The 13924-nt window shown below is 48.5% G+C and carries 11 protein-coding genes and 11 tRNA genes; 4 read left to right on the top strand and 18 right to left on the bottom strand.

Annotated elements, in window-relative coordinates:
* A partial coding sequence (locus tag A7K91_RS06540; RefSeq protein ID WP_156739382.1) for a hypothetical protein occupies positions 1 to 504 on the bottom strand: 504 nt, incomplete at its 3' end.
* A gap of 405 nt (positions 505 to 909) precedes the next feature.
* Between A7K91_RS06540 and A7K91_RS06535 the strand changes: the two genes are divergently transcribed.
* Both A7K91_RS06535 and A7K91_RS06530 read left to right on the top strand, forming a co-directional pair.
* The gene (locus A7K91_RS06535; RefSeq protein WP_068680885.1) at positions 910 to 2076 is read left to right on the top strand and encodes a glycoside hydrolase family 27 protein; all 1167 of its coding nucleotides are present in this window, start codon (positions 910 to 912) and stop codon (positions 2074 to 2076) included.
* Positions 2077 to 2280 carry a hypothetical protein gene (locus A7K91_RS06530; RefSeq protein WP_068680883.1) on the top strand — a complete coding sequence of 68 codons (204 nt, stop codon included), beginning with the start codon at positions 2077 to 2079 and terminating at the stop codon, positions 2278 to 2280.
* Positions 2281 to 2327: 47 nt separating this feature from the next.
* Here A7K91_RS06530 and A7K91_RS06525 read toward each other — a convergent pair whose 3' ends face one another.
* The 6 genes from A7K91_RS06525 to A7K91_RS06500 form a co-directional block, all read right to left on the bottom strand.
* Positions 2328 to 3179 carry an AraC family transcriptional regulator gene (locus A7K91_RS06525; RefSeq protein ID WP_068680881.1) on the bottom strand — a complete coding sequence of 284 codons (852 nt, stop codon included), beginning with the start codon at positions 3177 to 3179 and terminating at the stop codon, positions 2328 to 2330.
* A gap of 171 nt (positions 3180 to 3350) precedes the next feature.
* Positions 3351 to 6890: an S-layer homology domain-containing protein gene (locus tag A7K91_RS06520; RefSeq protein ID WP_156739380.1), complete on the bottom strand. Its 3540-nt coding sequence runs from the start codon at positions 6888 to 6890 to the stop codon at positions 3351 to 3353.
* A 149-nt stretch (positions 6891 to 7039) separates the two neighbouring features.
* The gene (locus A7K91_RS06515; RefSeq protein ID WP_068680877.1) at positions 7040 to 7852 is read right to left on the bottom strand and encodes a hypothetical protein; all 813 of its coding nucleotides are present in this window, start codon (positions 7850 to 7852) and stop codon (positions 7040 to 7042) included.
* Between the two features lie 207 nt (positions 7853 to 8059).
* Positions 8060 to 8668, bottom strand: a complete 609-nt coding sequence (locus A7K91_RS06510; protein ID WP_068680875.1) for a sugar O-acetyltransferase — start codon at positions 8666 to 8668, stop codon at positions 8060 to 8062.
* A 60-nt stretch (positions 8669 to 8728) separates the two neighbouring features.
* On the bottom strand, positions 8729 to 10045 hold the full coding sequence (locus A7K91_RS06505; protein ID WP_068680872.1) for an MFS transporter: 1317 nt from the start codon (positions 10043 to 10045) through the stop codon (positions 8729 to 8731).
* Positions 10046 to 10160: 115 nt separating this feature from the next.
* Complete coding sequence (locus A7K91_RS06500; protein WP_068680870.1) at positions 10161 to 11132, bottom strand: ROK family protein; 972 nt, start codon at positions 11130 to 11132, stop codon at positions 10161 to 10163.
* Positions 11133 to 11448: 316 nt separating this feature from the next.
* Between A7K91_RS06500 and A7K91_RS06495 the strand changes: the two genes are divergently transcribed.
* Both A7K91_RS06495 and A7K91_RS06490 read left to right on the top strand, forming a co-directional pair.
* Positions 11449 to 11958: a TetR/AcrR family transcriptional regulator gene (locus tag A7K91_RS06495; RefSeq protein WP_245697287.1), complete on the top strand. Its 510-nt coding sequence runs from the start codon at positions 11449 to 11451 to the stop codon at positions 11956 to 11958.
* Between the two features lie 27 nt (positions 11959 to 11985).
* Complete coding sequence (locus tag A7K91_RS06490; RefSeq protein ID WP_068680865.1) at positions 11986 to 12744, top strand: (S)-benzoin forming benzil reductase; 759 nt, start codon at positions 11986 to 11988, stop codon at positions 12742 to 12744.
* 63 nt (positions 12745 to 12807) lie between these two features.
* On the opposite strand, the gene A7K91_RS06485 is transcribed toward A7K91_RS06490, so the two are convergent.
* The 11 genes from A7K91_RS06485 to A7K91_RS06435 all read right to left on the bottom strand — a co-directional run bounded on the left by A7K91_RS06485 (position 12808) and on the right by A7K91_RS06435 (position 13924).
* Positions 12808 to 12881 (bottom strand) — tRNA-Pro (locus A7K91_RS06485).
* A 100-nt stretch (positions 12882 to 12981) separates the two neighbouring features.
* Positions 12982 to 13055 (bottom strand) — tRNA-Pro (locus tag A7K91_RS06480).
* A 6-nt stretch (positions 13056 to 13061) separates the two neighbouring features.
* Positions 13062 to 13138, bottom strand: a tRNA-Arg gene (locus A7K91_RS06475).
* Between the two features lie 10 nt (positions 13139 to 13148).
* Positions 13149 to 13223, bottom strand: a tRNA-Gly gene (locus tag A7K91_RS06470).
* A 9-nt stretch (positions 13224 to 13232) separates the two neighbouring features.
* Positions 13233 to 13316 (bottom strand) — tRNA-Leu (locus A7K91_RS06465).
* Positions 13317 to 13331: 15 nt separating this feature from the next.
* Positions 13332 to 13404, bottom strand: a tRNA-Lys gene (locus A7K91_RS06460).
* A 55-nt stretch (positions 13405 to 13459) separates the two neighbouring features.
* A tRNA-His gene (locus A7K91_RS06455) sits at positions 13460 to 13535 on the bottom strand.
* Between the two features lie 4 nt (positions 13536 to 13539).
* Positions 13540 to 13615: transfer RNA gene (locus A7K91_RS06450), tRNA-Thr, on the bottom strand.
* A gap of 13 nt (positions 13616 to 13628) precedes the next feature.
* Positions 13629 to 13704 (bottom strand) — tRNA-Phe (locus A7K91_RS06445).
* Positions 13705 to 13736: 32 nt separating this feature from the next.
* Positions 13737 to 13813: transfer RNA gene (locus A7K91_RS06440), tRNA-Asp, on the bottom strand.
* A gap of 34 nt (positions 13814 to 13847) precedes the next feature.
* Positions 13848 to 13924: transfer RNA gene (locus A7K91_RS06435), tRNA-Met, on the bottom strand.

Raw genomic sequence — 13924 nt, 5'->3', positions numbered from 1 at the left:
CGGAACATCGAGCGCCTGAAGCTCACCCGCCAACAGGCTCATGGCCCTGTCTATCGCCTGTTGATTAGAAACGCCGGCATATGGCATCGCCTTGATCATGAGCGTCTGCTGAGCGATGCTCTGCACCTGCGCTCCCTTGGTCAACGTAACGGTGAAGGCGATCTGGCCGTCGGTGCCACCCGGGTAGTCCGCATCCCCCGCCTTCGGCGCCGTGTACGCGTCAATGTGGATCGACAGACCAATCTCGTCGTTATTTACCGCCTGCTTTACCAGCTGCTCCACATAGCTCGCCGCCGCAGCTTCGGTGCCATATTCCGCTTGGTTGGCTGCAGGATACTCCGCCTTCTCCACCGCTTCCTTCGCCGCCTGTAAATCCGAAAAATCCGGGTTAGGCGCTTCGTTAAACGTCAGAGGCTTTTCCGCTAGTCCTGGCTTGGGAAACATAGGGAAAACCAGCATCGCCGCCAACAACAGGATAAAAATACGCTTTCGAATTGCTTTCATTATTTACCCTCCGTATTGCTCAATATCGGCAACCATAAAAAAATTGTTTTATTCCATAAAATAAAGCAAATCGATGAATTACTCTATACCTATTAAGGTGTATTTTGAAAAAACTGAACTACGAAAGTGCCGTTTCATAAAAAAGCTACCAGAGTGCTGGAATCTTTTGAGAACAAGGAGCTGCCCAAAAAGTCTGTTACGGTGAATCATTATTCAGCAAAACCCGTCCCTCCTGGAACAGATTAAATAGTAGGCAACAAGCCTCCATACAAAAGCAACGTTAAGCTATAGGACACAAGGAACTCGCTGTGTTTTAATGGGTGTGACTTGACCAAAATAAATCCCATTCAAGCCGCCAGTATTGCTCTGGCTTTCAGGCGGTAGATCGGAAAGGATGAAGCAAATATGAACAACAACCAAATGCCGTTGGGGCTGCTGCCCGCTATGGGCTGGAATTCCTGGAACACCTTTACCTGGGACATTAATGAAGGATTGATTCGGGATGTTGCGGATCGCTTTATATCGGAGGGTTATAAGGACGCAGGCTATGAATATATCGTCATCGACGATTGCTGGAGCTTGAAGGAGCGCGACGCTGAGGGCAATCTCGTTGCCGATCCTGAAAAATTTCCTAGCGGGATGAAAGCGCTTGCTGATTATATTCACGCCAAAGGCTTGAAGTTTGGCATGTATTCCTGCGTCGGCACTCATACCTGCGCGGGTTATCCCGGCAGCTTCGAGCATGAGTTTCAGGATGCCAGGCTTTTTGCGGAATGGGGCGTCGACTTTTTAAAATATGACTATTGCTTCAAGCCGCGTAATGTATCGGGAGAGCTGCTCTACAAGCGAATGAGCCTTGCGCTCAAAAACTCCGGCAGAGACATCCTGTTCTCTGCATGCAACTGGGGCTTCGACAATACTTACCAATGGGTACGCGATTCCGGCGCTCATATGTATAGATCAACAGAGGATATTCGTGACAACTGGGATACCGTCAAAAGTCTTGCCATCTCGCAGCTTGACAAGGGATGCTACACCGGCTCCTTCTGTCATAACGATATGGATATGCTAGTTGTAGGTATGTATGGAGGCAGCAATAACGATTTTATCGGCAGAATTGGCGGACTTAGCGACACCCAGTACAAAACTCACTTCTCTTTGTGGTGCATCATGGGTTCCCCGCTGATGATCGGCTGCGACGTCCGTTCCGCGAATCAGGCGACCAAAGATATTTTGCTCAATTCCGACCTTATCGCCATTAATCAGGATCTGGAGGCCAGAGGTGCTTACCGCATCAAGCCTGAGCCGCAATGGTTCCACACCGATGAAATATTTATGCTTGTCAAAACGCTGACCAACGGCGACCTGGCTATCGGCTTCTTTAACTTAAGCGACGGCCAGCGCGAAATTCCGATGCTGTTCTGGGATATGGGACTTCCTTACGCCTCTGGCTATTCCTTGTCCTTGTACGATTGCTGGGAGCATAAAGAGCTTGGCGTCTTCAAGGAGCGCTTCGCTCCGACAGTGCCCGCACACGATTGTGTCATTGTACGCGCCAAGCTGGTCAAATAAATGAGCTCCGCAAGAACCTGCCGCAAATGCAGCGTCCCGTTAATGCCGGATGATGTGGCGATTTACTTAAAGCTGATTTCCCGAATCGACCAGCAATTCATATGCATCGACTGCCTGGGCGAAAAGCTCAATTGCGGGCGCGAGCCTATCGAAAAACTGATAGCTTATTACCGGCAGTCGGGAAAATGCTTTTTGTTTCGCTAAGGCGTGTCCGGTTAGAAGATGGCCTAAGGCGGGTTTTCAGGCACGTCTTAGCCTAAAGGCATTCCCTCTCCATTTTCAGGAAAAAAATCGGCATCCCGCATTCCTCTGGATCTGTAATCCGACGGAGTGTAGGATGTCGTTTTTTTGAATACCTTCGAGAAATAAAGCTGATCCCCATAGCCAACCGAGAAGGACACCGTTTTGATTGATAGGCTTGTGGATTGGAGCAGCTTGCAGGCATTGCTAATTCTGCAGGCGGTCAAATACCCCGATACGGACATCCCCGTCCGCTCCTTGAACAAACGGAACAAATAGCTTCGTTCAATATTAACGACGCTAACAATATCGGCAACTGTCAGCGACGCATTCCAATAATTATTCCTAATGTATTCCTTGGCGATGCCGGCGTAGTCCGGAGCAGAGACCATTTCTGCCTTTGGAAAATACTCCATGTACAGGGTCAGAAGCTGCTGCACCTGAGCTGCAGACCTCAATTTCTGATAGGGCTTCATATCCCCGTGCCAAGCGGTTAAAAAATAAGGCTCCAGCGCGGCAGGCGCTTCCGGCACAACTGGCCTGTCAGGCAAAACATCAATCATGGACAGCAAGGACGATACTTCATTGCCTTTGAATTCCACCCATACATATTCCCATGGGTCGTTCCGGTCAGGATAATAATAGACCTCGCGCTGCGGATAGATCATGAAGCTTTCGCCTGCTTTCAGGAAAAAGGTAGCGCCATTCGTTTCCAAAACGCCTTTTCCGCTGACGATATAGTGAAGGGCGTAAATATCTCTTACACCAGGTCCCCATTTATGCAAATTGGGCGGTTTATGCCCGCCTAAAACATAAGTCAGCCGCTCATCGCGAGAAGCATAAGCGGATTCGGGCTTTTTCACAGTCCTCACTCTTTTCTATCCCTTATGTAGGTCACAGCTTCTTTCACTATGGCATAGCCGTCAGCTATGCGCAAGGCGAACTGTCAAACAAATAAGTGCTCAAACAAAACGGCCTCGGTCCGATAAAATATAGGACCAAGGCCGTTTAGCTGATTTTTTATTTGACTTTGACTATTTGTCAATAAGGTCAGACTGGCGAAGCAAGCGTTGAATCATGACAGCAGCTTCTGCACGCGTCAAATAGTCCTTCGGCGCAAGTCTGTCGCTGCTTTTTCCTACAATAATTCCTGCTTTCATCGCTGCAACGACTCCTTGCTTGGCCCATCCCGACATGCTTCCAGCATCCCCAAACTCCTGGAGAACAGCTTCGTCATCACCGGAAGGCGGGCTCGATGTCAAGCCAGTAATCAACATAGCCTTGGCCAGTATGACCGTGGCTTGCTCTCTTGTAATCCTCTGTTCAGGTCTGAAGGAGCCGTCTTCGTAGCCTTGGAGCAGCTTGTAGGATACAGCTGAATGAATCGCCCCGCTGAACCAATCCGTTGCGTCGACATCGTTGAATTGGGCAGCCATTGCTCCTTTTTCAACCCTCAGGCCTAGCCCTTTCACCAACATTTCAGCAAACTCAGCCCGCGTCATTTCTCTTTCGGGATTAAAAACACCGTCCCCTGTACCTCCGATCACCATGCGAGAACCCATATCGTTTACCGAATTTTGCGCCCAATGGCCAATCATATCGGTAAATGCAACAGGATTCCAAACCACTGCATATGTGCTGTTAGTTAAGCTGTTGATGACCGCAGTATACTGGCTGCCGTTCACTACAACGCGAGTTGGCACATGGCGTACGGTCCCGTCAGCCTCAACCACGATACCTGTCGTAATACGGGATGGGTCCGCGCTGGCAGGTATATGAATAGTACGCTCCACGTAGACATTAAAGCCTGTCAGTTCATGCGTCTTTCCTCCATATGAAGCATAGAGAGCAAATTCACGCGGCGGCGCGGCAACTGTGAAGGAGCCGTTACGTGCTGCATTTTCCACTCTGGCTATAGCCTCTCGGGAGGCCGCTGATGTTTCGATCTTGAATGTGATGTCAGCAAGAGAGACTCCGCTGCCAAAAACCTCAATTATCTCATCCAGCGGAATTTCACCCGTTGGCAATCGGTAAGAGGCATCCGGCGTCCTCAGTTCAATTGTCGCCTGCTTTAATTGCATGCTGCGAATCAACTCGCCGTCAAACTCTCCGATCGCGATGTCATGTGTCGATTGCACCGGCACAATGATGGATGGACGGTCCCCTTCTGATGCAAGCCGCTTCTCCAAATCAGAACGGTTTGCAACAATCCGAACCAGACTTCTGCCATTCTCAAACCCATAAAAAGCCCGGCCAATAGGTTCCGACTTGCCATTCACAATAACCTCAACGTCAAAAGAGCTCATGGAATTGTTAACATAGCTGTACACCCATGGAACAACTGCATTAGACTCCTCCGAGGCTGCGCCAGCACCCGTTTCATTAACTGCAATTACTTTGAATGTATAGCTGGTTCCGTTGGACAGGCCAGTTACAGTAATCGGACTTGCTGTGCCGGATGCAACAATCTCTCCACCAGGCGACGCCAAAATACGGTATTCGGAAATTGGACTTCTACCGCTATCAAGCGGTGGCGTAAACGAGATGACGGCTTGTCCGTTGCCTGCAACAGCGGCCACATTCAGCGGCTGGGATGGCGGCTCCGGAAGTGTCACAAATAGCGTGTTGAGACTGACAACTCCATTAATGCTTTGTATAGCATAATAGGTTAAGCCATTGCTCAACTCGTTAAATCTCCAAACGCCGTTCCCCAGGTCCACAGGCTGAGCAGTTATGAGGGTATGGTTGCTGTCGTAAAGGGCCAGGCTTGCTCCCTCCAGAACATTAGAAATGTCCACATAGCGGACTCCGCCGCTGGCTTCAGGCGTTCTTAAAGAAACGTCTGTAAATATGGAATTTTCGCTTTCCTCGCCCCCTACCGTTTGGGTGACATAAAAGCCCAGATGGTTTGGAACAACATCTTCAAACATGTAGGTTGAGCCGACAACATTGGGAATCGTTCGGAGCAAGGTCTGATCCGTCAAATACAGCTTGAGCGTCGCTCCCTCTTCATAACCGCTCGCCACGATATGCTCCTCGCCTCCCGCTGCGGACGGAGCTGCGGGAATATCGGGGTTAATCGTTACAAAAACGGAGTTTGAGCTGGTAACGCCGTTGATGCTTTGAATGGCATAATAGCTCTTTCTGGTCTGGAGACCCGCGAACCTCCAAGCGCCGTCATTCATTTCCTGCGGGCTTGATGAAACAAGATTGTCGCCGCTGTCGTATAATTCTACTTGCGCGCCTTGAAGGACATTGGATACGTCGACGTAATCCTCGCCAGCAATGGCAACCGGCGCCCGCAGAGAAACTGGCGTGAAGGCCGAGTTGACGCTTTCCTCGGACCCAACGGTCTGGGTCACGTAAAAGCCTATGCTATTCGGAACTACATTCGTAAATGTGTAGGAGGAGTCTGTTACTCCGGCGGCGGTATCCACCAGCGTTCCATTCCATAGATATAGCTTCAGTGTAGCTCCCGAAGTGAAGCTGTTCACCTGTATGCTTTCCTCTCCCCCAATTGTGGTTGGCGCGGCCGGAACATCAGACAGCACCGTCGCCAGGCTTGTACCCAAGCTAATGACATTATTGATGCTCTGAACAGCGTAATAATCCGCTCGCGGCGTCAAGCCGTCAAAGCGCCATACTCCGCCGCCTTGATCAGAGGGGGTAACCCCTGTAGGCGTACCGTCCGCTTCATATAATTGCGCGGTTGCCCCCTGCAGCACGTTGCTCACATCCACATAACCGATGCCCGCCGCTATGGCAGGCGTGCGAAGCGAAACTGACGTAAAAGCCGAATTGACGCTTTCCTCGGACCCAACGGTCTGGGTCACGTAAAAGCCTATGCTATTCGGAACTACATTCGTAAATGTGTAGGAGGAATCCGTTACGCTGGTGGCGGTATTCACTAGCGTTCCATTCCATAGATAAAGCTTCAGTGTAGCTCCCGAAGTGAAGCTGTTCACCTGTATGCTTTCTTCTCCCCCAATTGTGGCTGGCGCGTCCGGAACGTCAGGCAGCACCGTCGCCAGATTAGTACCCAAGCTAATAACATTATTGATGCTCTGAACAGCGTAATAATCCGCTCGCGGCGTCAAGCCGTCAAAGCGCCATACACCGCCGCCTTGATCCGAGGGAGTAATCCCTGTAGGCGTACCGTCCGCTTCATATAATTGCGCGGTTGCCCCCTGCAGCACGTTGCTCACATCCACATAACCAATGCCCGCCGCTATGGCAGGCGTCCTTAGGCTGACGCCGACAAAATCGGAATTTGCACTTTCGTCGCTTCCTATCATCTGGGTCACATAAAAACCTAAAGAGTTCGGAACAACATTACTAAACTCATAAGTTGGATCAAAAACCCCCGAAGGACTAGTGTCAACAAGCACTCCATTCGTCAAATAAAGCTTTAAGGTAGCCCCCGGCGTAAAGTTGCTGGCCGTGACGCTTTCCTCGCCGCCCGCAGCAGAAGGACGATCAATCGGCGCCGCAAACACGGCATAACCCGGCATCATCACAAGCGTAAGGCAAAGACAAACTAAAATGAGGCTTCTGAATGCAGATTTCTTTTTCAATAAGCATACCCCGCTTCTGGAGAGATAGTATGAACACACCCTCTCATTCGACAAGGATCGACTTATTTCCTCTTTATTCCGCACAATTCTGTGAAATTTTTATCGCGAAGCCACCCATACACGCTCTGACCCTCATTTTCACTATTTAGCTACAGGCCATATTTGATTTTTATACTGGCATCCTCCACTTCTTTTAGGTAACGATAGCCTTCTTCAGGTCCAAAAGCTTCCGCGTCCTCCACATGGTAACCCTTCATCCCTATAGCTAAAATACCATCATTCTCTTCATCAAAATACATAGGGACGTTATAGATTGCTCCGTCCTTTCGAACCAGCCAAGCTGTTGTACCCATTTCGTATTCATAAAAATCGACAAGGGTAGCCGTAGTCCCTTCCCATTCCTCGTCCGCCCCCTGCTGGCTTACATCGTTGTAGTAACGATCCAGGTAAGCCAAGGAAGCCTCAATCATCTTGGTTTTGCGCGGAGAATCGCCAAATACAGGCTTTCTCGGTTCGCTTATCTTTAAAGAAAAGCTGCCTATGCTTGTATAGTCGCCTCCGGGCCATGCTTTCATATCCGGATCTATTTGCCCTTGGGTATAGACGATACCTTCCTTCTCTACAAAAGCAACAAGCCATTCCTTCTTCGGCAGGCTAGCGTAAATGCCTTCTCCATAGCTGCGAATTTCAACGTCTATGGATTGTCCAATATAGGCATCAAAGCTGGAATTCCCTACAGTTCCAGCCGTATTTTCGGGATAGTACCACAGCCGGTAATTGATATATTCATCCAAAGCCTGTTGAAGCTTGTCCATCGTAAATGGAGCCGGCAGAGCAGCATCCTCCTGACTTACCTGAGGGTGTACCATAAACGGATCTGCATCTTTAACCGAATTATCAATTCCCCCGCATCCCCCTAGCAGCATCGCTGCGATCATGATTGCAAAACCCGATTTTTTCACTTCTATACCCCTCCTGAAAATAATAAATCGCCGTGTATAACAACTAAACGGCAGCTTCAAAAAATAAGTTGCATTTAAGGGGGATATTTCCAAATAAATATCATCTAAAGATAGTAAAAGACCCCGGCAGCTTGTGGAAGCTACCGAGGTCTTGAAGTATCCTTTGCTTTTGGCTCGTTAATGTGTCCTTCTGAAACAGTCCCTCGCCTAATAATCCGTAACATCAAATTCCCGATCCCGATAGTAATACTTGCGGTCTGCCTCTGTAATTTCGCGGATAACCCTGCAAGGGCTACCTACTGCTATTACATTGTCCGGGATATCCTTGGTCACAATGCTTCCGGCGCCGATGACGACGTTGCTGCCAATTGTTACGCCTGGATTAATAATGACATTCCCGCCGATCCAGACATTATCGCCGATTGTAATGGCAATCCCGTATTCGTAACCGGAATTTCTCGAATCGGGATGAATGGGATGCCCCGCCGTATATATGGAAACGTTGGGCGCAAGCAGCACATTATCGCCTATCGTCACCTTGCCAACGTCCAAAATCGTACAGTTGAAATTAGCGTAAAAGTTTTTGCCAACTTCAATATTCGTGCCGTAATCACAGCGGAACGGAGCCTCAATGTTTATATTTTCTCCCGCTTTGCCCAAAATAGCGCGAACCAGTTCGTCTCTTCTCTCATGCTCATCTGGCCGAAGCTGGTTATATTCTCGGATTTTCAGCCTGCACTCCGTCCGTTCTTCAATCAAGCCATCCAGCCAGGCTTTGTATGGCAGGCCCGCCAGCATTCTTTCCTTCTGATTCATTGCATGCTCGTCCCTTCACCTTTGAAATCAGTAATTACTTCTCTTTCTTCTTATAGTTCCTCATGCGCCGCTCCTGATACCTTCTTTTGGCTTCCTGAGAGCAAGATTGACTTTTTCAGCGCTAAATAACATAAGTCCAAGAATGATTAGCAGCACAAGAGGAAATAAAGAAACGCTCGTTTTTGTCGCCAGTACTCCAAACAACGGGGGAAGAAATGTGCTTCCCGTATATGCAACAGCCATCTGGTATCCCATCAGCCTCGCGGAGTTCTCTTTGCCGAATCTGGCAGGCGTCTCATGCAGAAGCCCCGGATAAATGGGGGCTAACCCAAGGCCAACCAATACAAACCCCGCTAATGAAAAAATCGCAGGCAGCGGAAGAATCAGCAGCAAGCCTCCTGCAATAGTCACAATTTGCCCGCACCGTATGAGAACGACATTGGAAACCATCAACGTTATAAAGCCGGTGATCAGACGTCCTATTGTAATGCCGCCATAATACATGGATACCCAGCCTGCTGCGGTTACAGCCGTTACCTCCCGTACGCCAACCAGAAAGCTGGCTCCCCATAATCCAACCATGCTTTCAGCTCCGCAATAAAGCAAAAATGCCGCCAGCGAAGGTTTGATGCCTTTTATCGCAAATAAATTAGCTTTAGCTGGTCTATTTAACTTCTCTGTCGCTGTTTTGTTTTTGAAAGCTATGCCAGAGCTTGCATCTGCTACAGAGCTAAACTCTGGGTCAACCTTTGTTTCGTTTTTAGTTTTTTCTTCGTTGGAAAAATCTCGTTCATCATTCTGTATAGCCTTCTCCAACTTGTGCTCTTCAGCAACACGCTCCCAAAGTGGAAGGGTCAGGAATAACACAACAACCAGTGCAAACTGAATAATCGCTACCGCGGCATAGCCGCCTCTCCAGGAGTAGTCGCCCGCTATAAATGCGGACATGATTAGAGGACCTGTCGTTGCGCCAACGCCCCAAAAACAATGCAGCCAGCTCATATGATGCGCTTTGTAATTTTCAGCCACGTATTGATTCAGCCCAGCATCAACGGAGCCTGCTCCCAACCCGAGAGGAATAGCCAGCACCGCCAGCCATACAAAAGAAGGCGCGACAGAAAATCCAACCAGCGCCCCCGCTGTCATTAAGCAGCTAATCAAGGTTACTTTTCCGACGCCTAGCCTCCCCACTATCGTTCCGCTAGCCAGGCTGGATACAATGGTGCCCCCCGCAATAATCATGGACAAAATACCGGCAGAGCCAAATGACGCTCCAATCTCCGGCTGCATGACAGGCCAGGCTGAACCAAGCAGGGAATCCGGCAGCCCCAAGCTTATAAATGCAAGATAAATGATAAGTAAAAACCAGGTTGCCACTCCTGCACCTTCCCTCGATATCTTTTAATAAATATACTTTATAAAGTTTATTTATTAAATATGCAATAGAACCTCTATGTTGTCAAGACAATAACAAAGCACCTAACGTTTATGGCTACAGATCTCTTAGAGTCAACCATCTCATTCCAGATTCGAAGTCCTGCTGGAAGGTTTCCTGAATGATCATTTCAGGATAAGCCGGCATAACATGCCGCGTGGTATAAGCCTCCCATGCTTGACTCAAAGCCTCTGCTTTGGCCCTGTCCTGATAAATGACAATTTTATGCGGGGCAAGAATGACATTGATGCTATGAATCATGCGGCATGCGGCATCCCCAAACCCGGCATCGTCAAGAGGCTGGTACCAGTCCGGGCTTCCGGGAAGAAATTTGATCTCTCCAGCCATGCCGTTATTGCCTTTAACGATTTTTCCATCCAAATAAATGCCCATACCAGGAGGATGATTATGTGGAAAATAGATTCCGATCATGCATTCCTCCTCCAGCTCATAACGGGCGCAATATCCGCTAATCGCGGCATTGATGTCATTTTCCACCATAACCGGCAAGCCAAATTGCTCATGCAGTTCCTCCACCATACGATATCCTGTCAGTTCTGGAAGGCTGGAAACCATAATTTCACCGTTAACCGTTTGCCCTGGTATGCCGACGCCTATGACCTTGACGGAGGGAAATTGCTCCAGGATTCCCCCAATTGCATCGTAGAAGCGTAATGAATGAAATACAGGCATCAGGTATTCTTCCTGCAGCAATATACGGTCATCCAGATTAACAACCGTCACCGATAGCAGCACTTGCCCCTGCTTCTCTTTTATGTACATAACAAGCGCCTGGCTGAAATCGTAGTTATAGCGATAAGTAAGCGCCGGTCTTCCTCCGCTGGATTGCGTAATCTCGTCCTCGATGATTTCCCCGTATTCATGCAGCTCCTTCACAAGGGAATTAATCGTAACAACGCTAAGCTTGGTTAATGCCGCCAGCTGCGGCTTTGTTGCCGTCTCCTCCCGTCTCATAACCTGCCGGACATGGTTAAGATTCATCTCTTTCATCAAATTGGCGTTGGCCATGCTTCTCCTCCTTTCAGCTTCATAAAGCCATTAGTCCATAAATGTTAATCCCATTCCAATATAATCTTACTTAATTTCCTTATTGCCATAAAGTATTCTCGGTAACAAATCAAAACCCTCTATCGTAATACAAATATTTTCTAACTAACGGTCGTTAAAATATTGACTTTGAAAATGTATCCCCCTTATAATAGCCTTAATCATTTTATCCCAAGGAGCGATTACCATTAAAAAAAGAGAACTGACCTCCCAACAGCTCATAGAAGCTGCGTTTGAGCTATTTGTTGAGTTTGGGCTTGAAAAAACAAGCTTGGGCATGATCGCCCAGAAGGTAGGAATAACCAAACCGTCAATTTATTATCATTTTTCTACAAAAGAAGAATTAATCAGCCAAGCCTTTGATTACATCTTTAAGGATCATTATTTCAAGTCTTATTTTCAGATCGAAGAGGTTACTCTACACAATTTTGCGCAATGTCTATATCAAGGCGGTTTAAACATGCTGCCGGACCCGGATAAAAGCCATAATGCAGTTCTGCGGGTATTAAACGAATTTGCGACGCTGGCTGAACGCGAAGAGATGTATCGGGCGCGCTTATCTGCTATACAGCAGGATTTTTTAACCGGATTTCAACAACTGCTGAGTATGGGATTCGAGTTGGGAGCTGTCCCTTCAGGCAACCTGGCGTATAAGGCGCATCTCCTGGCATTGTCCATAGACGGCATATCCAGATGCAAACTAATGGGTATTGGGATGGATTATGAAGGGGTATGGAAGGAAGCTGTAAACAGCGTGTTAAAGCAAGACTTTATCATCCAGGTATAACCAATAACTATTATAGAGGTGCTTCAAATGAAACATTTCATCATTACGGGAACGTCCAGAGGAATTGGAGAAGCATTGGCCCAGCAGCTCATGAGCGGGGATCATGCCGTATATTGTATTTCCCGATCAACGAACCAACAGCTGGCCCAATTGGCACAGGAGCGAGGTTTTTCGGCAGCATTCATCTCCTTTGATCTTAACAACGTCGCAGGGATAGAGTCGTTATTCGACGATATCTTTCATGGGATCAGAAGTGACTCCGAGGTGAAAGGTATTTATATGATTAATAACGCCGGGATGCTGTCTCCCGTTGCACCGATACAGCAAATTAGCGCAGAGGCAATCCTTGAAAATGCAACCATCAATTTATTGGCGCCTATGGTCACCACCTCTAACTTTATCAAGCACGTGCAGGGCTGGGCGACCGATAAACGCATTATGAACATATCGTCGGCTTCAGCCAAATATTTGCTGCCGTCGCAAAGCTGCTACAGCACATCCAAAGCCGGTCTGGACACCTTTTCAAAAAGCATTCACCTGGAGCAAAGCGGCAAAGATCATCACGTCAGGATAGCTTCTGTGTATCCCGGTATGATCGATACAGCGCTGCAAGCACAAATCCGAACAACAAGCAAAGCGGATTTTCCATACGTTGAGCAATTTGTTCAACTCGCTCAAGAAGGAAGGCTTCAAACACCAGAGGCTACAGCCAAGCAACTGATTACGCTGCTGGCAAGCGAGAATTTCGGCGATTCCCCTTTAATAGAAGAGCTGCAATCAAACTGAAGCTTGGGGATACAAAAAAACGAGCCCGTTATCCGGAATGGATAATGGACTCATTACACGTTATCGGGATGACACGATTTGAACATGCGACCCCCTGGTCCCAAACCAGGTGCTCTACCAAGCTGAGCTACATCCCGTAAAANCCCTTTAATAGAAGAGCTGCAATCAAACTGAAGCTTGGGGATACAAAAAAACGAGCCCGTTATCCGGAATGGATAATGGACTCATTACACGTTATCGGGATGACACGATTTGAACATGCGACCCCCTGGTCCCAAACCAGGTGCTCTACCAAGCTGAGCTACATCCCGTAAAAATGGCGCGGCCTAAGAGATTCGAACTCCTGACCTTTTGATTCGTAGTCAAACGCTCTATCCAGCTGAGCTAAGGCCGCAAAAAAAAAATGGAGCGGAAGACGGGAATCGAACCCGCGACCCTCGCCTTGGCAAGGCGATGCTCTACCGCTGAGCCACTTCCGCAAATCATGATGCGGTCAAGAGGACTCGAACCTCCACGTCATTGCTGACACTAGAACCTGAATCTAGCGCGTCTGCCAATTCCGCCATGACCGCATATGAAGTTAAAAGTGAGCCATGAAGGACTCGAACCTTCGACACCCTGATTAAAAGTCAGGTGCTCTACCAACTGAGCTAATGGCTCATGCTATTACTGCTTTGGTTTTTCAACATCGGTTATCCATTACATAAATTTGTAATGGGGCGATCGATGGGACTTGAACCCACGAATGCCGGAGTCACAGACCGGTGCGTTAACCCCTTCGCCACGACCGCCATATGGTGCCGTCGAGAGGACTTGAACCCCCAACCTACTGATTACAAGTCAGTTGCTCTACCAGTTGAGCTACAACGGCGTATGGAATGGAATGGTGGCTCGGGACGGAATCGAACCGCCGACACGAGGATTTTCAGTCCTCTGCTCTACCGACTGAGCTACCGAGCCATGCTAACTATAAAATGGTGTTCTTAAAAAAATGGCGGAGCTGACGGGATTCGAACCCGCGGTCTCCTGCGTGACAGGCAGGCATGTTAGGCCTCTACACCACAGCTCCACATCTTATGCACCTTGGAATGCTCCAAGGAATTTGGTTGCGGGGGCAGGATTTGAACCTGCGGCCTTCGGGTTATGAGCCCGACGAGCTACCGAGCTGCTCCACCCCGCG

It is taken from the genome of Paenibacillus oryzae, from assembly GCF_001675045.1.
Taxonomy (GTDB): domain Bacteria; phylum Bacillota; class Bacilli; order Paenibacillales; family Paenibacillaceae; genus Pristimantibacillus; species Pristimantibacillus oryzae.
This window is presented reverse-complemented; position numbering and strand designations above follow the sequence as displayed.

Coding starts and splice junctions, on each gene's coding strand:
- A7K91_RS06535 (WP_068680885.1), top strand. CDS start 910: ATGAACAACAACCAAATGCCGTTGGGGCTGCTGCCCGCTATGGGCTGG.
- A7K91_RS06530 (WP_068680883.1), top strand. CDS start 2,077: ATGAGCTCCGCAAGAACCTGCCGCAAATGCAGCGTCCCGTTAATGCCG.
- A7K91_RS06510 (WP_068680875.1), bottom strand. CDS start 8,668: ATGAATCAGAAGGAAAGAATGCTGGCGGGCCTGCCATACAAAGCCTGG.
- A7K91_RS06500 (WP_068680870.1), bottom strand. CDS start 11,132: ATGGCCAACGCCAATTTGATGAAAGAGATGAATCTTAACCATGTCCGG.
- A7K91_RS06495 (WP_245697287.1), top strand. CDS start 11,449: ATGATCGCCCAGAAGGTAGGAATAACCAAACCGTCAATTTATTATCAT.
- A7K91_RS06490 (WP_068680865.1), top strand. CDS start 11,986: ATGAAACATTTCATCATTACGGGAACGTCCAGAGGAATTGGAGAAGCA.